The following is a 25625-nucleotide window of genomic DNA, read 5'->3' as shown; positions in this document are numbered from 1 at the left end:
CCTGGTTTCAAGTGAACGAAATTATCGTCCATTTATTCTTTTGGGTGTCAGGCGGATAGTACGTGCATTCCCCTTTTCGATGGAGAGTCGCACATGAAAATCCTTCTGGTGGGTGCAGGCGGCGACGTGGGCCGCGCAATCGCGCAAACACTCGGCGAGACGCACACGATCCTGGCCGTGGGCCGCACGAGCGGCGAATACCGCGCCGATCTCACCGACGACGCCAGCGTGGCCGCGCTGTTCCGCGAGACCGGGCCGGTCGACGCGATCGTCTCGGCGGCCGGCCATCTGCATTTCGGCCCGCTCGCGGAGATGAGTGCGGCGCAATTCAACGTCGGCTTGCAGGACAAGCTGCTCGGCCAGGTGCGGCTCGCGCTGATCGGCCAGCACTATCTGAACGACGGCGGCTCGATCACGCTGACGAGCGGCATCGTCGCCGAGGAACCCATCGCGCAGGGCGTCAACGCGACCGCCGTGAACAGCGCTATCGAAGGCTTCGTGCGCGCGGCGGCCACGGAGTTGCGCGGCAACCGGCGCATCAACGTGGTGAGCCCGACCGTGCTGACCGAGTCGTTGGAGCGCTTCGCGGGCTTCTTCCCGGGCTTCGAGAGCGTGCCCGCGCGGCGCGCTGCGCTGGCGTACCAGCGCAGCGTGGAAGGCGTGCAGACGGGGCGCGTGTTTCGCGTCTGGTGAGCGGGCTGAGCGGACTGAGCGGATGCGGCCCGCGCGGCGGCGGGCGCGCGGCGCGCCCCGCCGTATCCTGATGCGCTGTCGGAAAATTCGGATTTCGCCGATGGATAGTGAGATGGCGCATGCCTAAGCTGGGGACAGGTCAAACGTCCAGTCCCCGCCCCGCCATGAATACGCCCTCGCCCGACACTTCCGACACGCCCGACACCGCCGCGCCCCTCGATCCCCGCGCGCTCCACGCAGCCGGACGCCATGCCGAAGCGCTCGCGGCGCTCGACGCGCTGCTCCAGCACGATCCGGCCAACCTCGCCGCGCTGCATCTGGCGGCACGCTGCCTGCACGCGGTGGAGTACGCGGAAACCGCAAACGACGCGCGCGCGGCGATCGACGGCACCTCGCCCGAACTGGCCAACGCGCTGCTCCCTCTCGGCAACCGTTTCTACGCGCGCAAGCAGCTTGCGCAGGCAGAGCACGCGTGGCGCGCGGCGCTCGCGATCGAGCCCGACTGGCCTTCGGCGCTCGGCAATCTGGGGCTCGTCCTGCGCGACCTGGGCCGCATGGCCGAAGCCGAAGCCGCGCTGCGCCGCGCGCTCGAAATCGCCCCCAATCACACAGGATCCCGAAGCAATCTCGCGCTGCTGCTCTGGGGCACGCAGCGTCTGGACGAAGCGCACGCCGAATATCGCCGCATCCTCGCGCACGACGCCGACAATCACTACGCGCTCAACAATCTCGGCCTGCTGCTGCTCGATTTGAACCGCCAGCCCGATGCCGAAGCCGCGTTCCGCCACGCGCTCGCGGTCGAGCCGAACGTGCCCGAGGCGCACAACAATCTCGGCAACGCGCTCAATCAGCAGGCGCGCACCGACGAAGCCATCGACGCCTATCGTCAGGCGCTCGCGCTGCGGCCCGATTACACGGTCGCCAAGGGCAATCTCGCGATGCTGCTGCTGCGCAACGGCCAGTACGCCGACGCCTGGCCGCTCTACGAGGCGCGTCACGACGAAGCCGTCGGACCGAGCGCCGTGAAACTGCCGCCCTTGCCCTGGCCGCACTGGAGCGGCGAGCCGCTGGACGGCAAATCGATCATCGTCTGGCCCGAGCAAGGCTATGGCGACGACCTGCAATTCTGCCGCTATGCCACGCTGCTGAAGGCGCGCGGCGCGGCGCGCGTGAGCGTCGCGTGCGGACCCGCGCTCGGGCGGCTGTTCGAAAGCCTGGAGAACGTGGACGCGGTCTACCCGCTCGACGGACAAGGCACGATTGCGCGTCACGATTACTGGTGTTTCATGATGAGCTTGCCGCTGCGCTTCGGCACCACGGTCGAGACGATTCCCGCGCCCATGCCCTATCTGCGCGCGGATGCGGCGCTCGCGCACACGTGGCGCGCGCGGCTGGATGCTGAGTGCCATCATGCTGGCCCGAAAGCGGGCTTCAAGGTCGGACTCGTGTGGGCGGGCGCGCCGCGTCCGCAGGATCTGCGCTCCAACGCGATCGACCAGCGCCGCTCCACGCGCGCGTGCGACTGGCTGCCGATCCTGCGCGTGCCCGGCGTGCGCTTCGTGAGTCTGCAAAAGGGGGAAACGACGCAGCCGCAGATCCTCGATCTGCCGCCTGAACTGCGTCCGCTCGATCCGATGGACGAGGTGCACGATTTCGCCGATACGGCCGCCATCGTCGAGGCGCTCGACCTCGTGATCACCGTCGATACGTCGATGGCGCACCTCGCGGGCGCGCTCGGCAAGCCGGTGTGGATTCTGTCGCGCTACGACGCCTGCTGGCGCTGGCTGCGCGAGCGCGACGACTCGCCGTGGTATCCGCGCGCGCGGCTGTTTCAGCAGCGCGCGCCTGGCGAATGGGGCGAGGTGATCGAGCGCGTCGCGCGCGCGCTCGAAGCGTTACGGAAGGAATAAGTACAACGAACGCGGTGAACGCGCGAGGCGCGGCGCGATGGCCGCGCTGGCGCATTTCAAACCCGCTTCATACGCGCATCAAGACGCGCGTTCCGCCGCCAGCCGCACGTCGGCGTCGGCGCGCGCGAGCAGGCCGCTGCATCGCGGCGAGAGATGCGCAAAGCTCAAATGCTTGCCCGCGCGCTCGTAGCGCGCCTGCACCGCTTCGAGCGCGGCGATCGCCGAGTGATCGGCCACATGCAGATGCGCGCAGTCGAGGCGCACCTGCGCCGGATCGCGCGCCGGATCGAACAGCGTCTGAAACTGCGCCGCCGAGGCGAAGAACAGCGTGCCGCGCAGCGTGTAGACGCGCTCGCCCGACGGCTCGTCGCGCATTTCGCAGCGGAATTCGCGCGCGTGCTGCCACGCGAAGTTCAGCGAGGCGATCACGATCCCGCACATCACGGCCGTCGCCAGATCGGTGCAGACAGTGATCACGGTCACCGCGACGATCACCACGGCGTCGTTGCGCGGCACCTTGTGCAGCACGCGCAGCGAACCCCACGCGAAGGTCTGCCCCGCCACGATGAACATCACGCCCACCAGCGCGGCGAGCGGAATGCGCTCGATCAGCGGCGACAGAAACAGGATAAACAGCAGGATCATCACGCCGCTCGTCACGCCGGAGAGGCGGCGGCGTCCGCCCGAGCCGAGGTTGATCACGGTCTGGCCGATCATCGCGCAGCCGCCCATCGCGCCGAACATCCCGGCCACCACATTGGCCGCGCCCAGCGCCACGCATTCGCGGTTGGGCTGGCCGCGCGAGGCGGTCACGTCGTCGGTGAGATTGAGCGTGAGCAGCGTCTCCAGCAGGCCGACGAGCGACATCAGCACCGCATAGGGCAGCACGATGCGCAGCGTCTCCAGGTTCAGCGGCACGCCGGGAATCGCGAACGCGGGCAGGCCGCCCGCGATGTGCGCCATGTCGCCGAGCGTGCGCGCGGGCAGATGCAGCAGCGCCGCCGCCGCGCCCACGCCAACAATCGCCACCAGCGCGGGCGGCACGGCCTTCGTCAGGCGCGGCATGACGAACACGATCGCCATCGTCAGCGCCACGAGGCCGCACATCAGCCAGAGCGCCTGGCCGTGCATCCATTCCATGCCGTGCGCGCCGGGCGTCTTGAAGTGCTCGAACTGCGCGCGCGCGATGATGATCGCGAGGCCGTTCACGAAACCGAGCATGACCGGATGCGGCACCATGCGGATCAGCTTGCCGAGCTTGAGCGCGCCGAACAGCATCATCAGCAGGCCGCCGAGCACGACCGTCGCGAACAGATACTGCGGGCCGTGCTGCACCACCAGCGCGACGATCACCACGGCCATCGAGCCCGCCGCGCCGCTGATCATGCCGGGGCGGCCGCCGAACAGCGCCGTGATCGTGCAGATGAAGAAGGCGCCATAGAGCCCCATCAGCGGATTCAGGTGCGCGACCAGCGCGAACGCGATGCACTCGGGCACCAGCGCGAACGAGGACGTGATGCCGGCGAGCAATTCGCTGCGCAGCGCGGAGAACGAAAACGGCGCCGAAGCACGGCTCGGAGCGGAACGGGCGGATTCCATGGAGCGGACGATAGAGCGGAAAAAAGCGGGAAAGAGGCTGAAAAACAGGCTGAAAATCGGCCGACAGGCGACAGACAAGCGCACGATGAGGCGCGTGGCAAGCCAATCAGGATGCACTTGAACGGTGCATCGACACGCTGATGCGCGAAGTCGGGAACGGCGCGGCGCGCAGTGAAACAGCCGTGGACCGGCAGGCGCGGTGCTGCCGCCGGACGAAAGGGCGCATGCTATCAGAATCGGCGCTCGCGCGCAGGCGGCCCTGGCGACGAGCGCCGCCTCGCGGCCACCTTGGGATCGCCAAAGTGGTTACTTCAGATAGCCGAAAACTGGCTATTTCGCATAGCCGCCTCGACGCCTACGATGACTTCCATCGCGCCACCCTTCCCGGCGCGGCCCACTTCGAAGGAACGATCATGCAACAGCGTCTCGACTTTTACCGCGCCAACCCGAACGCCATCAAGGCGCTGCTCGGGCTCGAAGAACGCATTGAAAAGAGCGGCATCGAAAAGCCGCTCGCCGAACTCGTGCGCCTGCGCGCCTCGCAGATCAACGGCTGCGCCTACTGCGTCGACATGCACGTGAGCGACGCGCGCAAGGGCGGCGAAACCGAACGCCGCCTGGCGACCGTCGTGGTCTGGCGCGAGACGCCCTTCTTCACCGAACGCGAACGCGCCGCGCTCGAATGGACCGAGGCGCTCACGCTGGTTTCGCACGAGCACGTGCCCGACGCGGTCTGGGAAGCCGTCAAGCCGCATTTCAGCGACGCCGAAATCGTCGACCTGACCTTGCTGATCAACGCGATCAATAGCTGGAACCGTCTCGCGATTGCGTTCCGCAAGCTGCCCGCGTGAGGTCCGCCATGAAGACGATCTTCCGATCCGCGCTTGCAACGATTGCATCGCTGGCCCTGCTCGCGCCGATGAGCGCGGCTCAGGCCCACGACGCCGCGAGCGAAACCATCGCGCCCGTCATGAAGCAGGCGATTCCCGAAGCACCCGGCAAGAACGTGCTGATCGCCACCGTCACGTTCGCGCCGGGGCAGGCATCGGCGCCGCACATGCACAAGGGTTCGGTGTTCGCCTACGTCACGCAGGGCCATATCGAATCGCAGGTCGAAGGCTCGCCCGCGCGCACCTATGGGCCCGGCGAGGCGTGGTACGAGCCGCCCGGCTCGCATCACATCCTCGCGCGCAACGCCAGCGCGACGGAACCGGCGCAGATCCTCGTGTTCGCCGTTGCGGGCGAACACGATCCGATCAAGCAGCCGATTCCGCACTGAGCGCGGTCGGCATCATGCCGGCGTTCGCGCCTCAGTTCGGCACGTAGCCCGTCGGCAGCGTCGAATTGGCCTTGGCGACCGTCGCGTTGTTCGACACCACGTAGACCGGCGACTCCGTGAGGTTCAGCGTGACGGTGCCGTTGCTGTAGGCCACCGTCGACGGATTGCCCATCATGTCGAGCACCGTGACCGTGCCGCTCGTGCCGGGCGCGTCCACCGCGAGGCTGTACGCCGTGCTGTACGTCGAGCTATAGCCCGCGCTGGCGTTCCACACGTCGTTGTTGTGGGTCCAGAGCGCCGTGACCACCGCGCCGTTGTTCAACTGCTGGAACGCGTAGGCATAGACGCCGGACGGCACGCCGTTGACGGGGCCGAGCGTGTTGGTGCCGTCGAGAATGCGCGTCATCGCCGCCACGGCCATCGCCGCCGGTTTCGGGCTGATGTTGGTCGCGCCGTACTGGCCCTGCGCATCGGCGAGATCGAAGAACGTGCCGTAGCCCACGAGGCCCGGGAAGTCCGCGCCGTAGAACACCCACGTCTGGTCCGCGCCCTCGCCGAGCACGATCAGATGCGCGCGCGCGGCCACCGCGCCCTGCGCGTACAGCACATTGGCCGTCGGATAGTTCGCGCCATACGACGAGCCGTTGTCGTAGCTGATACCGACTTCGGTCTGGAACAGCTTCATGCCGGGCTTGTAGTCGGCGGCCATTTCGCTGCGCAGCGCGCGCATCTGGCCGATCAGCGAACTCGACGCCGTCGACGGATCGGTTGCCTGACGCTCGGGCGGATACGACGGCGAGGTGCCGTTGATGTCGTAATAGCCGTGCGTGGTCACGCCGTCGAGATACTGCGCGAAGCCGAGCGAGGCGAGCGTGCGCAACTGGTCGGCGGTGCCCGAGGGCGCGGTGTCGGCCGGGCCCATCAGCACCGCGTGCGGATCGGTCGAATGCAAGCCTTGATAGACGGTCTGATAAAGCTGCACGAACTGCGCGTTCGTGCCCGCCCATTGCGCGTCCGGCTCCCACGTGAGCTGATAGTAGTTCGCCGACTGGTTCGGGAAATACGTAGTCCGAATCAGATTCGACTCGGTGCCGACGCGGCTCATGTAATCCTGGTAGTACGCGAGATCGGTGGGCGGCAGCGTTTCGTCCTCGAAGGCGTTCGTCGGACTGGCCCAGGCCGGAATGCCGTCGAGACGGATCAGCCGCATCACGTTGCCCGAGGTGAAGAACGGATCGAGATTATTGGCGTTCGGATTGAAGGTGTTGCGCGCGGTCGGCTCCATGTTGTACAGCTCGCGATGATCGAGCTGCCACGAGATGCCGAGCGCCGACAAGACCGCGCCGTTGCCGTCCTCGCCCTGCATGCCGAAGCGATGCAGGTCCTGGCGCGCATACGTCACCGCCGGAATCACGCTGCCCAGATTCGGCAGCACGCCGAAGGTCGCATTGCCGGCCGGACGCGTGCCCGCCGAAGGAATCTGGCCGCCCGCGTTGGCGAGCGACGCCGAGATCGCGAAGTAACCCGCGAGCGTCGACGAGCAGTTCACCGTGGTGGTCACCGCGCCCGCCGTGACGGGCGTGCTGCCGCTGGCCGCCACGTTGCCGAGCTGATCGGCGATCGACCAGTTCAGCGTGTCGGGCGACGCCGCGTTGGTCACGATCGCCACCGGGAACGTCGCGCCCGAAGCGAAGATGCGGCCGCTTTGCGCGCTCGGCGTATCGGCGGAAACGAGCGTGCCGCTCGCTGTCGCGCTCGACGTCGACGGTGCGCCGCAAGTCATCGTGCCCTTCGTCACGGCCGCGGCGCTGGTGCCGCCGCCGCTTGCCGCATTGGACGTGTTCGAGCCCGCGTTTTGCGTGCCGCTCGCGGCATCCGAACCGGATCCCCCTCCCCCGCAGGCTGCCAGCAGCAGCGATGAGGAGAGCAAAATAAGCATGTGCTTCATCGTTTGAAAAAGGCAAAGCGACGCCCAACCGGCAGCGGCGCTCGCGCGCCCGGCTGCAGGCCGAAGGTCGGGTATGAGAGGACGGCGGACGCCGCGCATCGGTCGAATGCGCGCGTCGTCCGTCACTACGAGGGCGCGTCGAGCGCGCCCGGTCGAACCGGCGTAACTGTCCTTTTCGCCTGGGCGCGGGCGCACCGTGAGCGCGCCGTTGCGGCGATTGCGTCGTCGGGACTTGCGGCCTTGCGCGGGTTCCCAAGAGGGTCGGGAGACGTGCGCCTTCGGTGAGCCGAAGCGGGCAAAATCACTGCTTAAAATCAGATCATTCGCGGCGGCAGATCTTACTTGGCATTTCTCCTGATATATACCAATTCGACGTAAGAAAGTGTTACAAAAGGCAATGCGAGACTGAATTGCCGATAATTAAATTCATTACCGTCGAGATCGCGTACATATCGGGGAATTTTTTCTCAGGCGCATGCCGCGATGCAGCGCGATAGCTGTGGATGCGGACTACTTGAAGCCAATAACGGCGGACTTGAGGGGAACTTGAGAGGGGCGGGGAAATTATGTTTGATAGATACCGGCCCTGTTTTTATCTGGCTTGTTATTTTAATTACGGGCCGGGTTCATTTTTCGTCGATATTATTTATTCGATTTTCGTCAGATGAATAAATCGTCTGACGAAAATGCCATTAAAATCCCGCTTGCGATCATGCGGGCTGCGATTCGCGCTCCCGTTCGAGTTCACGCACGAGCGGCAGCACCTTCGCGCCGAAATACTCCACCTCCTCGATGAAGTGCAGGAAGCCCGCGAGCACGAGATCGACGCCAATCGCCTTGAGCGCGACGATGCGCTCGGCAATCTGGCGCGGCGTGCCGATCAGGTTGGTGCGGAAGCCGTCGTTGTACTGCACGAGATCCTCGAAAGTCGATTTCGCCCAGTTGCCCTCGCCTTCGGGCGACGCCTTGCCCGCCTCCTTCACCGCGCTGCCGAACGCCTCCACGGCCTCCACGTGCGCGTGACGCACGATATCGTCGAGCACGGCGCGCGCTTCCTCTTCCGTATCGCGCGCAATCACGAACGCGTTCACGCCGATCTTCACGCTGTGATTGTTCTTCGCCGCCTTCGCGCGGATATCGTCGATCTGCGCCTTGAGATTCTCCACCGTGTTGCCGTTCGTGAAGTACCAGTCGGACACACTTGCCGCGTTATCGCGCGCGGCCCGCGAACTGCCGCCCTGAAACACTTCGGGATGCGGCTTCTGCACGGGCTTCGGGCTCAGCGTGTAGTTGTTGAAGCGATAGAAGTCGCCCTTGAACGTGAAGTTGTCCTGCGTCCAGATGCCCTTCACCGCCTGAATGAATTCATTCGAACGCCGGTAACGCTCGTCGTGTTCGAGCCACGGCTCGCCAATCGACGTGAATTCGTCCTTGAACCAGCCGCTCACGACATTGATGGCGATGCGTCCATTCGAAATATGGTCGATGGTCGCGATCTGCTTCGCCACCACGGCCGGATGCCACGGGCCGGGCAGAATCGCCGCGATCACCTTGAGCTTCGTGGTCGCGTGCAGCAGCGCCTGGCTAAACGATACCGATTCGTGCTGATACTGCGCGCCATAGCCGGCCGTGAAGCGAATCTGGCTGAGCGCGTAATCGAAACCCGCCTGTTCAGCGGTTTGCGCGAGTTTCTGGTTGTATTCGAGACTCCAGTCGGTGCGTTGCTCGATCTTGCTCACGACGAGTCCGCCGCTCACATTCGGCACCCAGTAGGCGAATTTGATGGCGTCGTCGGACGCAGTGCGCTGGCTCATGATTGGCTTCCTCAAAGATAAATGGCGTGAGCGGGTTCCGCCATCTTTGGGGATTTGCGCGCGCGATTGAACGAATTTCTCGTGCTATGAAAAGTCGCGTGGCTGCTTTGTGCCGACGACACCGCAAGGGTACGAGTGACGTCACGACGGCGATCTGTCCGGCATGACGGAAAACGCGTGGCGTGCCGCTTCCACCGCCTATTCGCCTTCATTCAACATTGTTAAAAGCTGTGCTATGGCGTCGTAAGTCGCGCTATCAACACGCACGAAGAACCCGCAATCAAAGCGCATTGACCATGCTTTTCCCGCGATATCCAGCATCTCCCAATTAATCGATCAATTGGTTTCAAATCACGCAACAATCGCCCCGCAATTCCGCACCAATAAAGGGCATCTCATCGCGAAATCAAGCCGCCATCTCACAACAGCGGTATTTCAGCGCACAAATTGATTATTTGCGTTATCTCAAAACATGTCGGTATTCGCCCGATTTGTTGGCTGAGTGCAACGGGCTTTGTCCGGTTGCGGGGATATATTTCGTCCGTCCCAACCCGGCAGCTTTATACCGCTCATATTCAACTTGTCTATGAGTGATTGCCTTAGAAACAGGAACGTGCAGAATGAACGTGAAATTCAATAAGAACTTGCTCGTGGCAGCGGCGCTTGGCGCATTCGGCATTGCGGCTCACGCACAAAGCAGCGTCACGCTGTATGGCTCGCTCGACGCGGGCATTGCATATGTCAATAACGCGGGCGGCCATAGCGACTGGCTTCAATCGAGCAGCCTGCTGTCGAATACCTATTTCGGTTTGAAAGGCGCTGAAGACCTGGGCGGCGGCCTGAAGGCAATCTTCAAGTTGGAATCGGGATTCAGCCTGTCGAACGGCGGTTTCAGCAATGGCTCGATGTTTAATCGTCAGGCTTACGTCGGTATTCAAAGCGCCCAATACGGCACGGTCACGCTCGGCAAGCAATACGACTCGGTCGTCGATTATCTCTCGCCGCTGTCGCTGGCCGGCCAGGCAGGCGTGGTCAATCTCGCCGCTCACCCGTATAACAACGACAATATCGGCGCGCAATACTCGATCAACAATTCGATCAAGTATGAAAGCGCCAATTACGCCGGCTTCCACTTCGGCGGTCTGTACGGCTTCAGCAACGATCCGGGCCAGTTCACGAACGGCCGCGCATGGAGCGTCGGCGCCGGCTACTCGGCAGGCCCGTTCACGGTGGCCGCCGCGTATGACCAGACGAACACCGACATCAACGGCACCACCAACTCCAGCGCCGCAGCCACGACGCTGCTCGGCGGCGACGTGAAGCGCACCTACGGCGTGGGTGCGACCTACGCGTTCGGTCCGGGCACGGCAGGCGTGCTCTACACGCATACGCGCATTCAAGGTGCGTCGTTCGGCGTCACTGGCCTGAACGCGCGCTTCGACAATATCGAAGTCAACGGCACGTATAGCCTCACGCCGGCGCTCGCGGTCGTGGGCAACTACACCTTCACCTACGGCAAGACGACGGGCGCGGACACGAGTTCGAGCGATCCGAAGTGGCACTCGGTCACGCTCGCGCTCGACTATTCGCTGAGCAAGCGCACCGACGTGTATGTGGCCGGCGCGTATCAACACGCTTCGGGCAATGTCTACGACAACGGCACGGACGTGATCGGCAATACGGCCAGCATCGCCGGTCTGCTGACGAATTCGTCGACGCAAAACCAGGTCGCTGCAACGGTGGGCATGCGCCACCGCTTCTAAACGCGATTGCGGTATCAGGCCGCTTAATCCCGATTGATCCCGATTGATCCCGATTCATTCCGATTCATTCCGCTTCATCCGGCCTGATCGCAAGGCAATAAAAAAAGGCGCCTCCGCATTCACGGGAGCGCCTTTTTTACGGCCGACGATTCACGCAATACCTGAAAGCCTTGGGAATTTGCTGATTCCCCTCGCATTCATGCTTGCTCACTCCGATTTCATGCCGCCCGTTTCCCGGGCGGCTTTTTTTTCGCCTCGACGCTTAACGGCATCCTTCGGGAATCGCATTCCAGCGGCGCACGGCGCGGCTTTCGCGGTCGAAGCCCAGCACGCTGATCGACGCCGTATCGAGGTAAAAATGCGCGCCCAGCGCCGCCGAGTCGCCGACCCAGCAGCCCGCCAGCGTGCGCAGAAAATGCGCGTGCGAAAACACGGCGATGCGCCCGCCATGCTCGACCATCGCCAGCAAACTCTCGACCACGCCACGTGCGCGCGTTTCGATCTGCGCGAGGCTTTCGCCGTGGGCGATCGTCGAGCGCCACACGCTCCAGTCAGGCTCGGTCTGGCGGATATCGGGCGTCGTGCGGCCCTCGTACACGCCATAGTCCCATTCGAGCAGATCGGCGGACACGATCATGCGCTCACCGAGCCCCGCGAGCTTGCAGGTCTCGATCGCGCGCGACATCGGGCTCGCGAGCACGGCGTCGAACTGCACTTCGGCGAGCGGCTTCGTCAGCGCGCGCGCCTGCTCGCGGCCATGTTCAGTCAGCGCGATATCGGTGCGGCCCGTGTGCTGGCCGGTGCGGCTCCACTCGGTTTCGCCATGGCGGATCAGCCAGACTTCGCGGGGCTTGGCGGGGTGTTTCGCATCGGGGGGCATCGAGGGAGGCTCCAGAATGAAGGGCGTGGTCATTCTATGCCCCGTGGACGATCCGCTTCAACCTGGCGCGCAAGTCGAACCGGATCGCGAGACCGCGGCACCGCTTTTCAGGACAGGCAATTTCGCGACGATGCGACTATATCGGCCCTGTTTTTGGCACCGCCCCTCTCTTTCTATTGCACCGCCGCCGCCATGAGAATCCCGATGCTCCTGAAGTCGCTGTTCGACACCGAACCCGCCGCTGTGCCCACTTCCACGGCCGCTCCAGTCGCCGGGCCTGCGTCCGCCAGCGCGAAACCGCCCGCCCCAGCCGCGCCGGGCGGGCAAAGCGCCCATGAAAGCGCCGACGCCCTCTCGCACGCCGAACCACCCGCGCCGCCGCACACGCCCGTGCCGCTGCTCGACGGCATCGACGCGCTCGGAGAAATCGTGCTGACGCTCGACGCGCAATTGCGCGCGGAACGCGCCACGCACAGCGCGCTCTGCCAACGCCTGCACGGCGAACTCGGCGCGCTGCGCCGCACGCTGCGCTGAGCACGCCCGTCGCTTCGCACCGCGCAAAAAAAGAAAGCGATATGGGCCGAAACCCATATCGCCCACCCGCGCCCACTGGCACGGTGGAAAAGCCGGCGGGTGGAACGCCGGCCGAGCTACCCTTCCGTGTCAGGCCGCACGCGCCGCCTGCTCCGTTTCGATCTCGCGCCAGAGCGCGCGTATCCCGTCGCGCAGCAATAGCGATTCGGCCCAGCGGTCGGTCGTGTCGTTGCCGTCGCGCCCGATGATCGCGTAGGGCTTCGGCCCGAGTTCGCAGGTGAACGACAGCGTGTCGTGCTCACCCGCGCGTTTGCGCCACGACTCGAACCCGTAGCGCCACCAGCCCATGAACAGGTCCACCCACATGCGATGCGGCTCGAACGACAATTCGATCTGCACCTGCTCGCGGCTCGCCACGCGGCCGTGAAACGCCCAGCAATGATCGAGAATGCGCCGCATCAGCGCGTGATTCTCCTCCGACACCGGCCACGCGAATTCGCGACCTACCAGGTAGTGCGAAATATCTCCGAGCAGTTTCAGATCGGGCCGCGCGTCGAGCAGATCGAGCGTGAAAAATAGATCCGTCGTCATGCGGTCGCGATGCGTTTCGATATACACCGGGAACGTCACCTGTTCCGCGAGACGCTGCCAGCCGTCCAGCAAACGCACCGCTTCGGCCACGGTGCGCGGGCGCACGTCGGGCTGCAAGTCGATGTGATGCACGCCGCACTCCACGGCGTTTTCGAGCACAGGCTGCAAGTCGTCGATGGTTTGCGGAAAGCACTGTCCTTCCGCATCGAGACCGTGCGCCGCGCGTAACTCGGCGAGGCGACGCACGGCCGCGCGATCGGTGTAATGCGCGCTCACGCCGTCGAAACCGGCTTCGGCAATCAGCGCGATATTCTCTTCGAGCGAGCGTTCGAAGCCATCGCTGTGACGGCGCTCCATCGCCCACATCGACTGAAATACGAGCAGACGCTGGCTCATTGGACCTCCTCGGACAACAGCGACTTCAGTTTGATCGTGCGATCCGCGAGACGCTCGGGCGCAATGCGCGCGCGGCGCGCGATCAGTTCCTGGGCGATGCGCACCTCGCGCGCGATCTCGCTGTTCGGGCCCACACCGCTCGCGCCAACCAGCACGCCTGCGTCATCGAGCGCGAAAAAGATCGTCGAAGCCGAGCCGGTTTCGCGCCGCGCAGTCGTCGTGCCGAACGCGGGCAAGCCCGCGATCTGGATCGTGCGGTCGAACTGATCGGACCAGAACCACGGCACCGCGCGATGCATCTCCTCACCGCCCAACATATTGAGCGCCGCCGTGCGCGCCTGATCCTCGGCGTTGCGCCAGCATTCGAGCCGGATGCGCCGTCCGTAAAGCGGATGCTCGAACGCACACACGTCACCCGCCGCGTAGATATGCGGATCGCTCGTGCGCAGCGTGGCATCGACGGCAATGCCGCCTTCGGCAAGCTCCAGCCCGGCTTGCTGTGCCAGCTCCACGCGCGGCGTCACGCCCACGCCGACGATCAGCGCATCGCAAGGCACGCGCGTGCCGTCTTCGAGCACGACCGCGCGAATGCGATCCTCGCCTTCCAGACGATTGATTCGGATATCGAAATGAATCTCCACGCCGCGCTCGCGATGCAGATCGACCAGACGTTGCGCGACTTCGGCCGGCACCGCGCGCATCAGCGCACGCGGCGCGGCTTCGAGCACCGCCACGCTGCAGCCGCGCTGCATCGCCGACGCCGCCACTTCCAGGCCGATAAAGCCCGCGCCGATCACCGCGATGCGCCGCCCCGGTTCGAGTTCGGCGGCAATCGCGAGTGCGTCCTCGGCGTTACGCAACACGTGGACGCCCGCCAGCGCGTGGCCGGGCAGGCTCAGGCGACGCGGCGTCGCGCCCGTCGCGATCAGCAAGCGGTGATACGCGAGCGCCTCGCCGTTCGTCAACGTGACGGTGCGCGCCGCGCGATCGATCGACGCCACACCGCACGCACGCCGAAAGTCCACCTCGTGCTCGGGATAAAACGATTCGCCGTGCACAGCGCATTGCGCGGGCGAACGCTCGCCCAACAGCACCGCCTTCGACAGCGGCGGGCGCTCATACGGCGCATGCGCTTCCTCGCCGATCAGAACGATTGCGCCGTCCCAGCCTTCGTCGCGCAACACCTGTACCGCGCGCGCGCCGCACTGCCCCGCGCCGATCACCACCATCGCTTCGCTCGTCTTCATTGTCGTTCTCCTCGTTCAGCGATATTGGCCTGCCAGCGCCGACACCTGCTGGATATTCTGCGGCGTGATAAAGCCCGGACCCGACGCAATATTGCGCGCCTCATAAACCGGTTTCAAGCCGTAGTCCTTGAGCCGCTGCTGAAACTTCGGATTCTTTTCGAGTTCCGCGCGCGCCTGTTCGATATTCGTGTTCCGGTTCTTATGCATGATCGCGAGCATCGCCACCGGAATATAGCCCTGCAAATACGGCTGCTGATCGGTGCAGAATTTCACCGTGCCGTCCTTGATCGCCTTGGCGACATCCGTATCGATATCGAAAGTCGCGAACCAGATCTTGCCCGCGAGGCCGAGGCTTTTCACCGCGCGGATAGTCGGGTCCGCCGAAGTCGGACCGAGTGTCAGCACCGCCTGCGTAGTCGGATGATTGCGCAAATATGCGCTGACTTTCGCTTCGATGCCGGTCGGATCGGTGCCCGCATCGAGCACCGACGTTTTCATATCGGCGCCGATGGCTTCGGCGAAACCGCGGCAGCGTTCGAACGAAAGCGGATTCGTCGCGTAGTGATTCACGCACAGAAACGACTTCACGCCGTCCGCCTTCGCGCGCAATCCGGCTTCTTTTCCCGCGAGATATTCGGGCTGGCCCACGTGCATCAGCGCGCCGAGTTGCGCGCTCTGCTGCTCGGTGCCCGTATTCGCGGTGATAAACGGAATATCCTTCGCCTTCAGTTTGCCGAGCGCGCCTTTCAGCAAATCGTAATCGGCGATAGTCGTCACCACGCCGTCGTAATTGCGCGCGGCGGCCTGATTGACGAGTTGCACCATGTCGGCAATATCGCCGTTCGGCGGATTGCGGTAATCGGTTTGCACGTTGAAATCAACGTCGGCCTGTTTGATGCCGTTTTTCACCGTGTTCCACCACGCATCCGAATCGGGCGCGTGCGAAATGAAATCGAAATGCGCGGCCGGATCCGCCTGCACGGCGGCGTTCATGCCGAATGCGAGCGCGGCCGCCAGCGCACAAACGGGCATGGCGCGCCGCATCGCGCGAAACGCAATCTTCATGGTTGTCTCCTTCATGGCATCGTTATCGTGAGGCGCCTGTATGCACGCGTGGCGCGCTTCAATCGGCCGCGAGTCCGATGAATAGCCTGCCGCCCTCCACCTTCACGGGATGCACGGCGAGATTCACGCACACGGGCGCGCCTTTCGCGGCGCCGGTCGGAATGTGGAATCGCCCCATATGCATCGGACATTCGATGATCTCGCCGAATACCAGCCCTTGCGCGAGGCGCGCGGTTTCGTGCGTGCACACACCCGCCGACGCATAAAAGCCCGTGGGCGTGTGATAGATCGCGTAGAGCGCGCCTTCGTGCTCGAATTCCATCACGTCTTCTTCTTCGAGATCGTCGCTCGCGCCAACCTCGTGCCATTGCAGGATGTTCATGCGTCTCCTCCGTGTATTGCGGGTGTTTTATCTTGCCGATTCATTCTTCAGCGGGATTCAGCAACACTCAGCGCGGCATCTTCACCGGCACTCGAAACGACGCGCGCATCGCCCGCCGTCTTGCCCGGAACCGCCGGCGTAATCATGTAATCGGGATCGCTGCGCTGCATGCGGAACACCTGCACGATCTCGCCCCACGCCGCGAATAATCCCTCGTAGGCAGGCGGCAAATCCTGTTCGATCGCGCGGCGCAGTTTGGGCAGCGCATGAAACGGCACGTTGGGAAACATATGATGTTCGACGTGATAATTCATATTCCAGTAGAGAAACTGCAGCACGGGATTCAAATACAGCGTGCGTGTGGAAAAACGATGATCGAGTTCGTTCTCGCGCAGGCCCGTATGCTGCGTGATCGCGAGCAATTCGTGCAGCCACGCGCCATATGAACGCGGCAGCAGCAGAAACACCACGGGCAGCCAGCTTTGCGCCGCGATCGCCCACGCGCCCACGCCCAGGTAAAGCGCCAGAATCACCCTTGAATTACGGCACATCGCGCGATATTCGACCGGCGGCACCACGGCCTTTGTGCCCATCGAGATAATGCCGAAGCTATGCAGCACAATATTGCCGAGGTGATGAATGCCGTGCGAAACACGCAGAAAATCGGTGGCGAGCTTGAAATAATTGGGCGGACGCTTGACGGCGAGTTCGGCGTCGGCGGGCACGGTGGCCGTGAGATGCGTATAGGTGTGATGCTGCGCATGCGACCAGCGGCTGTAAATCTGTTCGCGCCACGTCATGAAGCAGATAACCCAATGCACCGACGCGTTGAGCCACTCGCTGCGAAACGGCGTGCGATGGCGCAGCTCGTGTTCCATCGCTTCGGCGAAGGCGTAGATCGTGCCGTAGAGCAGCAGCGCGGGCACGATCCAGAGCGTGCCGAGCGCACACCACGCGAGCGCTCCCGTCGCGATCACGAGCGCCATGAGTCCGCCGAAATACGCGAGCGCCACATGGTCGTTGCGGCGCGTGACTTCCTTGAGCGTCTTGCGGTCGAGCGGGCATTTGTACCAGTCGTCCATGGTGATCGGCGGGTTGCCCGGTTGGGCGGCATTGACGGACATGAGGCGTCTCCAGAGCGGAATCCAGGCGGCCGATGCGGCGCGGCGGGGTCATCGTTGAGCTCCATTGAAGTCTCTAAATGAGCATCGGTCAAAACCTAAAATGCCTCATTTAGATCACTCAAGGGTAATCACCAGGCGAAACACCGCTTTCCGCATCGTCAAACGCGTCATATAACGAATCAAATAACTCAGTTTGAGGCAAAATAGCCTCAAACTTGCCTCGATCAGGAACCGCGATGAAAGGCCGTCCCACGCTCAAGCAGCTCATGGAGATCACCCAGCTCAGCCGGGCGACCATCGACCGCGCGCTCAACGACCGGCCCGGCGTGCATCCGCGCACGCGCAGCGCCGTGGAGGCGGCGATCCGGCAGATCGAGTTGGCCGCGGCGAACGGCGAGGCGGCGCTGGCGAACGACGCCTTCGCGCCGTTCACGTCCGGGGCCGCCGCGCCGTTCCGCGCACGCTTCGTCATCCAGGCCGGCGACGCGTTCACCGCCGAACTCGCGCGCACCGCCGAAGCCCTCGCGCCCACGCTCGCGCAACAGGGCGTGACGCTCGACATCGTCGATTGCGTGGGTGCTAGCGAGGAGGCGGTCGCGCAACGCGTGCGCGAAGCAGCGGAGCAAGCGGGTGGCATCGGCATCATCTGCACCAACACGCCGGCCATTACCGCCGCGCTGCGCGAGTGCATGGCGGCGGGCAAGAGCGTCGTGACGATGATCACCGATGTGGATGCCGACGCGCGCCACACCTACGTCGGCGTGAACAATCGCGCGGCGGGCCAGGCGGCCGCGCATCTGATCGGACGGCATCTGGAAACGCGGCCCGCACCGTCTGTCGCGGTCGTCGTTGCTACGTTCTCCTATACGTGCCACGAGGATCGTGAGATCGGCTTTCGCTCGCTGCTGCGCCAGCGTTTTCCCAATGTGAATCTCGTCGAGGTGATCAAGGGCGCGGATTCGGGCGCGGCCACTTACGAGGCCACGCGGCGCTGCATGGAGACGCATGGCGCGCTCGACGGCATCTATAACGTCGCGGGCGGCAACGAAGGGCTCGCGCAGGCGCTGGAGGAACGCGGGCTCGCGGGCAAGACGCTCTACGTGACGCACGAAGTCAACCGCGTGACCGAGCCGCTGCTGCGCGCCGACGTGATCGACTATCTGCTCTCGCAGGATTTGCGTCTGCTGATCGAGACCGCCATCGCGCATCTGCGCGGCGCGGCGAACGGAAAAACCAGCACGCCACAAGCGCTGATTCCGATCGAGACGTGGTCACGTTATTCGCTGTACTGATCAATTTTCCCGCATCACGCGCGACGCCTTACACCACGCCCAGATTCGCCTGTTCCTCGCGCGCGTATTGCGCGGGCGGTCTGCCGACGTGCCGCGTGAACGCCACGCTGAACGTGCTCGCGGAGCTATAGCCCACGCGCTCCGCGATCTCGGCGACACGGCCCGCATTACGGCGCAGCAGATCCTTCGCGAGCGCCATGCGCCAGTTGAGCAGATACTCCATCGGCGCCACGCCCACCGCGCGGCTGAAGCGCTCGAAGAACGTCGAGCGTGACAAGGCCGCCGCTTTCGCGAGTTCGGCGACGGTCCACGCGCGCGTCGGCTGCTCGTGCATGCCGCGAATCGCGGCCGCCAGGCGCGCATCGGCGAGTCCGCGCACGAGACCCGGCGACGCCTGCGTGCCCGCCGCCGATCGCAATGCTTCGATCAGCAGCACTTCCATCAAGCGCGACAGCACGATGTCGCGCGCGGGCCGCTGCTCGCGCGTTTCCTCGCGCACGAGCCCGACCAGCGTAGCGAGGCGCTGCTCGCCGCGCACATGCACGAAGCGCGGCAGCAGCGACACCAGCAAGGCCGCATCGGGCGAGGCGAACGAGCAATGCCCGGCCATCATGCGCGCGTCCACGGGCCGGTCCGGCGGCCCGATCCTGAACTCGTTGTCGCCGAGCGCGACCGGCTCCGGCGACACTTCGCCGGGCGGTGCGCCGAGACTCGTGATCGCCACGCCGTAGACCGCCGGAATCAGCACGAAATCGCCCGCGTGCAGCGCGATCGGCGCATGTCCGTCGATGACCATCTCGCAACCGCCTTCGAGAATCACGCAATAGAACGGCTGGCCCGAATCCGAGCGGCTGATGCGCCACGGACTCGCGCCGTGCACGAGCTTCGAGAAGCGCGCGCCCGGCTGCAACAGCATGACCACCTCGGCCAGCGGATCGATCATCGCCGGACTCCTGCGAAAGAATTTCGGATTTTCGATTGTAGCAAGTACGGTCAGTGCGCTTTATCGTAAGCGCACTGACCGACCACCTCACTCACTGGAGCGCTCATGAAAACCGTGCTGATCACCGGCTGTTCCTCGGGCTTCGGCCTTGAAATCGCCCGCGAATTTCTCGCTCGCGACTGGCGCGTCGTCGCCACGATGCGCACGCCGCGCGCCGATCTGCTGCCGCCGTCCGAGCACCTGCGCGTGCTGCCGCTCGACGTCACCGACGCGCAAAGTATTCAGGCCGCCATCGAGGCCGCAGGCCCGATCGACGTGCTCGTGAACAATGCGGGCGTCGGCATGGCCGCGCCCGCCGAACTCGCGCCGCTCGCCGCCGTGCGCGAGATCTTCGAGACCAATGCGCTCGGCACGATCGCGCTCACGCAGGCGGTGCTGCCGCAGTTTCGCGAACGCAAGTCGGGCGTGGTGGTGAACGTCACGTCGAGCGTGACCTTGAAGGTGCTGCCGCTGTTGAGCGCCTACCGCGCGAGCAAGGCGGCGGTGAACGCGTTCAGCGAATCGGCGGCGCTGGAAATGGCGCCGTTCGGCGTGCGCGTGCATCTCGTGCTGCCGGGCCGCTCGCCCGAAACACGTTTCGCCGATAACGCGCGCGGCCATATTTTCGGCTTCGAGCACGAGGCTTACGCCGATCTCGTGAAGCACGTGCTCGCCGGATTCGCCGATACCGAAGCGCCCGTCACCTACGCGAAGGACGTGGCCGCCGCCGTGTGGCGCGCGGCCACCGATCCCGCCGCGCCGATGCGCATGGCGGCGGGCGTCGATGCCGAAGCGTGGGCCGCCGAAGCGGCGCGCTGATCGAACGCAGATCGCACGTGATTCACGCCCGATTCACGCGTAAATCACTCACGCGGCGGCATCAACGCCAGCAGCAGACGGCGCAGCTCCATGCTTTCGCCCGGCGTGAGCCGCGCCGTGAGCACGCGCTCGACCTCCTCCACGCGCGGGCGCAGCGTGGTCAGCTGCTGCTTGCCCGCCGACGTGAGAAATAGCACATAGCTGCGCTTGTCGGCGGGATCGTCGGAGCGCTCGATCAGATCGTTGCGCACCATGCGCGCCACGAGGTCCGCGATGGTCGAGCGATCGACGTCGAGCTCGTCGCCGAGTTGCCGTTGATTGAGGCCAGGCGTCTGCTGGAGGATTTCGAGCGCCGCATACTGCACGCTCGTGATCTCCGCCGAGACTTCGCTCAGCCACACCGCCGCGTGGCGCTGCTGCGCGCGGCGCACGAGGCTGCCCGTGAATCGGGAAAGCGCGGGATCGTCGGGTTGTTTCGGCAATTTCGCTATCGATGGGTTTAGCGCGTGCGGAAGACCGGCGCGAAAAAGGCGTCGAGCTCCGCGTACGCGTCTAGTGGAAGAACATGGGCGACGTATTGATCCGGGCGGACCACGACGAGCGCGCCGCGTGCGCGGTCGATGCCGCGCTCGTCGAAGATATCAGTCGCGGCGTCGCTCGTAAATGCCTTCTCGTAATCGATCAGGCCATGGCGGCCCTTGCGCGGCAGCAGCAGCGCGGGCAGATCGTCGACGCGCGTCTCGCGATGCGGCTGCTGCAGAATCGCACGCAGATCGAGCACGCTGTCGATGTCGGCGTGGTCGGGCGTAGCACGGCGCAGCACCGACTCCGGCGCGTGGGCCAGATGCTCGCAGAGCGCACGCAGCGCGTGGCCTTGCGCATCGGCGAACGCATAGAGACGCCAGCGGCCGTCCGCGCGCGCGGCGTGGCCGAGATGCACGGGCTTCGCATCGGCGAGCCGCACGACCGGCGACGAATGAAAGCGCGCGCCAATCGGAAAGCCCGTGGCCAGCGCCTGATGCGTGGCCGCGCCCGTGAGCGCGCCCGGCCGGTAACGCGTGGCGACGCCCGCCGTGTAGCGGCCCGCGCGCACGAAATACGCCTGCAATTCCGCGGGATCGACGCCGCCCGCTTCGGGACGCTGCGGATCTTTCGGCGGCGCGGCCATCATCGCGGACCATTCCTTGTCGAAGTCGATCAGTTCCTGCGCGACCGGCTGGCGTTCGTCCGAATAGCTGCGCAGCAGGCTCGCGTCGCTGCGCCCTTCGAGCACCGCGCCGAGCTTCCAGCCCAGATTGAAACCGTCCTGCATCGACACGTTCATGCCCTGCCCCGCCTTCGCGCTATGCGTGTGGCAGGCGTCGCCCGCGATGAACACACGCGGCTCGCGCGCGCTGCCGTCGGCGGCGATGGCATCGTCGAAACGCTCGGTCAGGCGCTGGCCCACTTCGTACACCGAGAACCACGCGACCTCTTTCACGTCGAGCGTATACGGCTGCAGAATGCGCTGCGCCGTTTCGATCAGACGCTCGACCGTGGTCTGCTTGATGCTGTCGCGATTCTCGGGCGTGACGTCGCCGAGATCGACGTAGAAGCGCACCAGATATCCGCCTTCGCGCGGAATCAGCAGCAGATTGCCCTTGCTCGCCGACTGGATCGCCGCCTTCAGGCGAATGTCGGGGAAGTCGGTGACCGCGAGCGCATCCATCACGCCCCACGCGTGATTGGCGGCGTCGCCGCGCAGCGTCTGTCCGATCGACGCACGCACGCGGCTGCGCGCGCCATCGCAGCCCACCACGTAACGCGCGCGCACCGTGACCGTTTCGCCTTCACGCGCCGCGTCGGTGCGGCGCAGCGTGACGAGCACGGGATAGTCGGCGTCGGTGCCATCGCGCTGCACGTCGACCACTTCGAGACTGTAATCGGGCTCGACACGTTGCGCGGAACGGCGCATCACGTCGAGCAGATAGTCCTGCACGCGCGCCTGATTGACGATCACGTGCGGAAACTCGGACAAACCTGTTTCGGTATCCTGAACACGTCCGGTACGCCGAATCGCGCCGCGATCCTGTGCATCGGGCCGCCAGAACACGGTCTCGTTGACCCAATACGCTTCGCGCAGCAGACGGTCGCTCAGACCGAACGCCTCGAACATTTCGACCGTGCGGCAGGCCACGCCGTCCGCCTGCCCCATCTGCAACGGTCCCTCGCGGCGCTCGACGACGCAGGTCTTGACCGAAGGAAATTGCGAAAGCTGCGCGGCCAGCACGAGCCCGGCGGGACCGCTGCCGGCGATCAGCACATCGACTTTCTCGGGCAAACCAGCGCGCGGCGCGTCTGCGGCGGCGGGTTCGATGGTCGGGTCGCCAACGCGAAAACCGTTGAGATGGAACTGCATGGTGTCTGCCTCCATGGCTATATGTATCGTGATGGAGGAAATATACTCCGTACACCAACTATTTTAAAGTTTTTCCGACAGGACTGATGTTTACCCTGGGATGAGGAGAGGCGGCACGCGCGCCGTGAAGATTAGGGGCGGACCTGCCCTGCCGGTTCCGGCCGATGCGAGGCATCGGTCGAGTCAGCGGGTCCGCCCGTTTTGCGCATTCTGGTTTGCTAACAAATAGTCAGCATCCCGAATCAATCCAGCTCAATACGCTAGGCTGCCTTGCGCGCTTCGGCGATACGCTGCGGCGCTTCGGGGCGCGCATACAGCCGCTCCAGATACGACTGCAAACGCGGAAAGCCGTCGAGCAATTGCACTTCGCCGGCCCAGTCGATCAGATAAGCCGTCACGCAATCGGCAACAGTTAGCCGGTCGCCGACGATAAACTCCCGCCCTTCCAGATGTTTCTCCAGAATCGCCGCCATCGTCGTGAAGTCGCCGCGCGCGAGTTCGATATCGGCGGGCGAACGTTTATCGGGCGGATAGATAAAGCTGTGCCGCGTGATGCGCCAGAGCGGTTGTTCGAGTTCGGTCACCGCGAACATCGTCCAGCGATACACCTGGGCGCGCGCGTCGAGATCGTCCGGCAGCAGCCCTTTCTCGGGATATTTGTCGGCCAGATACAGCACGATCGCGGCGGACTCGGGAATCACGCGGTCGCCGTCCACGAGCACGGGCACCTTGCCCGCCGGATTCAGGCGCAGATAGTCGGGCCGTTTGTGCTCGCCGTCGAGCAGATTGACCGAAATGAATTCGAAGTCGGCGTCGACTTCCTTGAGACCCCACAACGCGCGCTGCGAGCGGGTTCCCGCAAATCCATAGAGTTTCATGGCGATCCTCACTCAACCGGCCGGAATAGGCAGCACCGGCATCACCTCGACGGTTTCGCCCGGAAAAATCGTGAAATGCGGATGGGCTTCGAACATTTTGGCCGCGTCCGCGTGCGAGGCGCTGCGTACCACCGTGAAGCCCGTCAGCCGATTGGAGGCATCCGCCACGCCCTCCACGCCGATGGTCTTGGTCTTGCCGAGCGGGCCGCCAATATCGACGATCGACGCCTTGTGTTTTTCCACCCACGCCTTCCACGCCGCGATGCCCTCGTGCTCTTTGGCGTGCCGTTCGGCTTCGGGCATCGCCATCCAGGCTTTCATGCGCGGCGTGTCCTTGCCGCCGAGAAAAACCGCGAGAAACAGTTGATGATCGCTCATGCTTCCTCCAGCTATCGTCCAGCTATTGAAAGGAACAACGGGACTGCTCAACCGGCCTTGACAATATAGGTTGATATCAACACAATTGCAACATGGCCCACCCGAAAAAACTTCCCTTCGACGCCACGCTCATGGTGCGCGATTGCTGCCTGTGTCTGCATATGCAGCGCGCGGCGCGCAATCTCGCGCGCATTTTCGACGAAGCCCTGCGTCCGCTCGATCTCACGAACGGGCAATTCTCGCTGCTGATGTCGCTGAATCGGCCGCATCCGCCCACGATGAAAGAGGTGTCGTCGCTGCTGGCGATGGACCGCACCACGCTCACGGCCGCGCTCAAGCCGCTCGAGCGGCGCGAACTGGTGGTGATCGAACAGGACGAAGACGACAAGCGCAGCCGCCGACTGAGCCTCACGCCCGCCGGCGATCGTTTGCTTGCGCAAGCCTTTCCAATCTGGCAGCGCACGCACGAAGCAATCGAAGCGCCGTTTCCGGCGGGCGAGATGGATCGCTTGCGCACCCATTTACGCGCGCTTTCGTAGACAATGTGGCGATGCAACGTAGCAGGAGTTCATCGCCATGAGGCGTCTTTATTTCGCCGCAGTTTTTTCCGTTTTGTTCAGCGCGCTAGTTTCAGGCTGCGCGTCGAACTCGCCGCCTGCCAGCGGCCCGGCAGGCTCGCAACCGCCGAGGCTCACGGTCGGCACGAGCTATCCCGACACGCAATTGATCCTGCCGTGGTTTCTCAACGACGTGATCAATTTCGTGAATTACCGGTAATAAAAAACCGGTCGGTTCACACGTTGAATTGTTTGCCCACGTAATCGATGTGCACGAACATCGCCTGCTGCGCCGCATCGGGATTGCGGTCGCGAATCGCGTGATAAATCGATTCGTGCTGATCGAGACGATTGCGCGCCTGCGTCGCCGCGTTGGCGTTATTGACCGTCGCATCGTAGGTATTGCTCGCGATGTGATCGCGCAACATCGTAATCACGCTCGCGTAAAACTGATCGAGCAGACGATTATGCGAGGCGGCGGTGAGCGCCGTGTGGAATTCACCGTCCGTAGCCGCTTCGGCGTCCACGTCGGCGTGCGTGACGGCGTCGCGCATGCGTTCGAGTATGGTTTCGAAGCGTTCGAGTTCATGCGTCGACGAACGCAGCGCCGCGAAACGCGCCGCCGCACATTCGAATACCAGCCGGAATTCGAGCGTTTCCGAGCGTAACGGCGGCGTATCCGCGATCAATTGCAGCCAGGGCGCCGCGAGGCCCGCGGGTTTCGCGCGCAGCAGATACACGCCGCTGCCGCGCCGCGTTTCGAGCACGCCCTTGCTCGCCAGCCGGCCAATCGCCTCGCGCACCGTCGCGCGCGACACGCCATACGATTCGGCGAGCGCGCGCTCGGACGGCAGACGCTCGTCCGCTTGCCAGCGTCCCTCCTGAATTCCTGTCTCGATGCGCCGGACTGTCTGGGCCAGCGCGCCCGTGTTTTTCGAACGACTTTCCACCTTCGACTCTCTGTTCGCTATGCCTGTCTGGCGCGGAAAAATGCCGCGTCACCCAGTGGACCACCAGGTGGACCACCCAGCGGTCCACCAAGTGGCCTGACCAATTTGCGCCTGTCTCCTGGCCGCCCGATCATGTGCTCACGCCG

General features: G+C 64.4%; 25 protein-coding genes. 10 read left to right on the top strand and 15 right to left on the bottom strand.

The features are described 5' to 3' along the window. Positions 1-93 precede the first annotated feature (93 nt). Entirely contained in the window at positions 94-693 is a 600-nt protein-coding gene (locus tag U4Y88_RS17535; protein ID WP_224011369.1) for a short chain dehydrogenase, read from the top strand. A gap of 164 nt (positions 694-857) precedes the next feature. Beyond that, positions 858-2603, top strand: coding sequence for a tetratricopeptide repeat-containing glycosyltransferase family protein (locus U4Y88_RS17530; RefSeq protein WP_321785351.1), 1746 nt, complete (start codon positions 858-860; stop codon positions 2601-2603). Positions 2604-2681: 78 nt separating this feature from the next. Here U4Y88_RS17530 and U4Y88_RS17525 read toward each other — a convergent pair whose 3' ends face one another. Further along, positions 2682-4202: a SulP family inorganic anion transporter gene (locus U4Y88_RS17525; RefSeq protein ID WP_321785350.1), complete on the bottom strand. Its 1521-nt coding sequence runs from the start codon at positions 4200-4202 to the stop codon at positions 2682-2684. Between the two features lie 413 nt (positions 4203-4615). Here U4Y88_RS17525 and U4Y88_RS17520 point away from each other — a divergent pair, with 413 nt between their 5' ends. Both U4Y88_RS17520 and U4Y88_RS17515 read left to right on the top strand, forming a co-directional pair. Next, positions 4616-5053 carry a carboxymuconolactone decarboxylase family protein gene (locus tag U4Y88_RS17520; protein WP_224011372.1) on the top strand — a complete coding sequence of 146 codons (438 nt, stop codon included), beginning with the start codon at positions 4616-4618 and terminating at the stop codon, positions 5051-5053. Between the two features lie 8 nt (positions 5054-5061). Beyond that, complete coding sequence (locus tag U4Y88_RS17515; RefSeq protein WP_321785348.1) at positions 5062-5481, top strand: cupin domain-containing protein; 420 nt, start codon at positions 5062-5064, stop codon at positions 5479-5481. Between the two features lie 31 nt (positions 5482-5512). Here the strand turns inward: U4Y88_RS17515 and U4Y88_RS17510 are convergent, their stop codons facing one another. After that, positions 5513-7429: a hypothetical protein gene (locus U4Y88_RS17510; protein WP_224011373.1), complete on the bottom strand. Its 1917-nt coding sequence runs from the start codon at positions 7427-7429 to the stop codon at positions 5513-5515. Positions 7430-8139: 710 nt separating this feature from the next. After that, on the bottom strand, positions 8140-9243 hold the full coding sequence (gene sfnG, locus U4Y88_RS17505) for a dimethylsulfone monooxygenase SfnG (RefSeq protein WP_310632034.1): 1104 nt from the start codon (positions 9241-9243) through the stop codon (positions 8140-8142). A gap of 620 nt (positions 9244-9863) precedes the next feature. Between sfnG and U4Y88_RS17500 the strand changes: the two genes are divergently transcribed. After that, entirely contained in the window at positions 9864-11006 is a 1143-nt protein-coding gene (locus U4Y88_RS17500) for a porin (protein WP_224011375.1), read from the top strand. A gap of 262 nt (positions 11007-11268) precedes the next feature. Here the strand turns inward: U4Y88_RS17500 and U4Y88_RS17495 are convergent, their stop codons facing one another. Next, entirely contained in the window at positions 11269-11919 is a 651-nt protein-coding gene (locus U4Y88_RS17495) for a histidine phosphatase family protein (RefSeq protein WP_321785346.1), read from the bottom strand. A 171-nt stretch (positions 11920-12090) separates the two neighbouring features. On the opposite strand from U4Y88_RS17495, the gene U4Y88_RS17490 reads away from it, so the two are divergent. Further along, a complete protein-coding gene (locus U4Y88_RS17490) occupies positions 12091-12420 on the top strand; it encodes a hypothetical protein (protein ID WP_321785344.1) in 330 nt (109 codons plus the stop codon). A gap of 129 nt (positions 12421-12549) precedes the next feature. On the opposite strand, the gene U4Y88_RS17485 is transcribed toward U4Y88_RS17490, so the two are convergent. From U4Y88_RS17485 to U4Y88_RS17465, 5 genes are read right to left on the bottom strand one after another with little or no spacing between them, the layout of a single operon-like run. Then, positions 12550-13407 (bottom strand): sugar phosphate isomerase/epimerase, encoded by an 858-nt coding sequence (locus U4Y88_RS17485; protein WP_321785342.1) that lies wholly within the window; start codon positions 13405-13407, stop codon positions 12550-12552. After that, entirely contained in the window at positions 13404-14654 is a 1251-nt protein-coding gene (locus tag U4Y88_RS17480) for an NAD(P)/FAD-dependent oxidoreductase (RefSeq protein WP_321785340.1), read from the bottom strand. Before U4Y88_RS17480 ends, U4Y88_RS17485 begins: the two co-directional genes overlap by 4 nt. 15 nt (positions 14655-14669) lie before the next feature. Continuing rightward, positions 14670-15719 (bottom strand): sugar ABC transporter substrate-binding protein, encoded by a 1050-nt coding sequence (locus U4Y88_RS17475; protein ID WP_415774453.1) that lies wholly within the window; start codon positions 15717-15719, stop codon positions 14670-14672. Between the two features lie 58 nt (positions 15720-15777). Then, a complete protein-coding gene (locus U4Y88_RS17470) occupies positions 15778-16101 on the bottom strand; it encodes a non-heme iron oxygenase ferredoxin subunit (protein WP_224011380.1) in 324 nt (107 codons plus the stop codon). A 47-nt stretch (positions 16102-16148) separates the two neighbouring features. Continuing rightward, positions 16149-17225 carry a fatty acid desaturase gene (locus tag U4Y88_RS17465; RefSeq protein WP_321785338.1) on the bottom strand — a complete coding sequence of 359 codons (1077 nt, stop codon included), beginning with the start codon at positions 17223-17225 and terminating at the stop codon, positions 16149-16151. A gap of 236 nt (positions 17226-17461) precedes the next feature. On the opposite strand from U4Y88_RS17465, the gene U4Y88_RS17460 reads away from it, so the two are divergent. Beyond that, the gene (locus tag U4Y88_RS17460) at positions 17462-18517 is read left to right on the top strand and encodes a LacI family DNA-binding transcriptional regulator (RefSeq protein ID WP_321785336.1); all 1056 of its coding nucleotides are present in this window, start codon (positions 17462-17464) and stop codon (positions 18515-18517) included. A 28-nt stretch (positions 18518-18545) separates the two neighbouring features. Here U4Y88_RS17460 and U4Y88_RS17455 read toward each other — a convergent pair whose 3' ends face one another. Then, a complete protein-coding gene (locus U4Y88_RS17455) occupies positions 18546-19460 on the bottom strand; it encodes an AraC family transcriptional regulator (protein WP_321785334.1) in 915 nt (304 codons plus the stop codon). 105 nt (positions 19461-19565) lie between these two features. Here U4Y88_RS17455 and U4Y88_RS17450 point away from each other — a divergent pair, with 105 nt between their 5' ends. Next, the gene (locus U4Y88_RS17450; protein WP_321785332.1) at positions 19566-20318 is read left to right on the top strand and encodes an SDR family NAD(P)-dependent oxidoreductase; all 753 of its coding nucleotides are present in this window, start codon (positions 19566-19568) and stop codon (positions 20316-20318) included. 44 nt (positions 20319-20362) lie between these two features. On the opposite strand, the gene U4Y88_RS17445 is transcribed toward U4Y88_RS17450, so the two are convergent. The 4 genes from U4Y88_RS17445 to U4Y88_RS17430 all read right to left on the bottom strand — a co-directional run bounded on the left by U4Y88_RS17445 (position 20363) and on the right by U4Y88_RS17430 (position 23972). Next, positions 20363-20800: a MarR family winged helix-turn-helix transcriptional regulator gene (locus U4Y88_RS17445; protein ID WP_224011385.1), complete on the bottom strand. Its 438-nt coding sequence runs from the start codon at positions 20798-20800 to the stop codon at positions 20363-20365. Positions 20801-20817: 17 nt separating this feature from the next. Beyond that, complete coding sequence (locus tag U4Y88_RS17440; protein WP_321785331.1) at positions 20818-22716, bottom strand: FAD-binding monooxygenase; 1899 nt, start codon at positions 22714-22716, stop codon at positions 20818-20820. Positions 22717-22976: 260 nt separating this feature from the next. Continuing rightward, entirely contained in the window at positions 22977-23594 is a 618-nt protein-coding gene (locus U4Y88_RS17435) for a glutathione S-transferase family protein (RefSeq protein ID WP_321785329.1), read from the bottom strand. A gap of 12 nt (positions 23595-23606) precedes the next feature. Continuing rightward, positions 23607-23972 carry a hypothetical protein gene (locus tag U4Y88_RS17430; RefSeq protein WP_321785327.1) on the bottom strand — a complete coding sequence of 122 codons (366 nt, stop codon included), beginning with the start codon at positions 23970-23972 and terminating at the stop codon, positions 23607-23609. 92 nt (positions 23973-24064) lie between these two features. On the opposite strand from U4Y88_RS17430, the gene U4Y88_RS17425 reads away from it, so the two are divergent. After that, entirely contained in the window at positions 24065-24511 is a 447-nt protein-coding gene (locus U4Y88_RS17425; RefSeq protein ID WP_321785325.1) for a MarR family transcriptional regulator, read from the top strand. Positions 24512-24548: 37 nt separating this feature from the next. Then, the gene (locus U4Y88_RS17420; protein ID WP_224011390.1) at positions 24549-24749 is read left to right on the top strand and encodes a hypothetical protein; all 201 of its coding nucleotides are present in this window, start codon (positions 24549-24551) and stop codon (positions 24747-24749) included. A 16-nt stretch (positions 24750-24765) separates the two neighbouring features. Here U4Y88_RS17420 and U4Y88_RS17415 read toward each other — a convergent pair whose 3' ends face one another. After that, a complete protein-coding gene (locus U4Y88_RS17415) occupies positions 24766-25479 on the bottom strand; it encodes a FadR/GntR family transcriptional regulator (RefSeq protein WP_224011391.1) in 714 nt (237 codons plus the stop codon). Between the last annotated feature and the right edge of the window lie 146 nt (positions 25480-25625).

The organism is Paraburkholderia sp. J94, from assembly GCF_905220285.1.
GTDB classification, from domain to species: Bacteria; Pseudomonadota; Gammaproteobacteria; order Burkholderiales; family Burkholderiaceae; genus Paraburkholderia; species Paraburkholderia tropica_A.
Note: the sequence above shows the minus strand (reverse complement) of the source record. Positions and strands in the feature narration are given on the sequence as shown.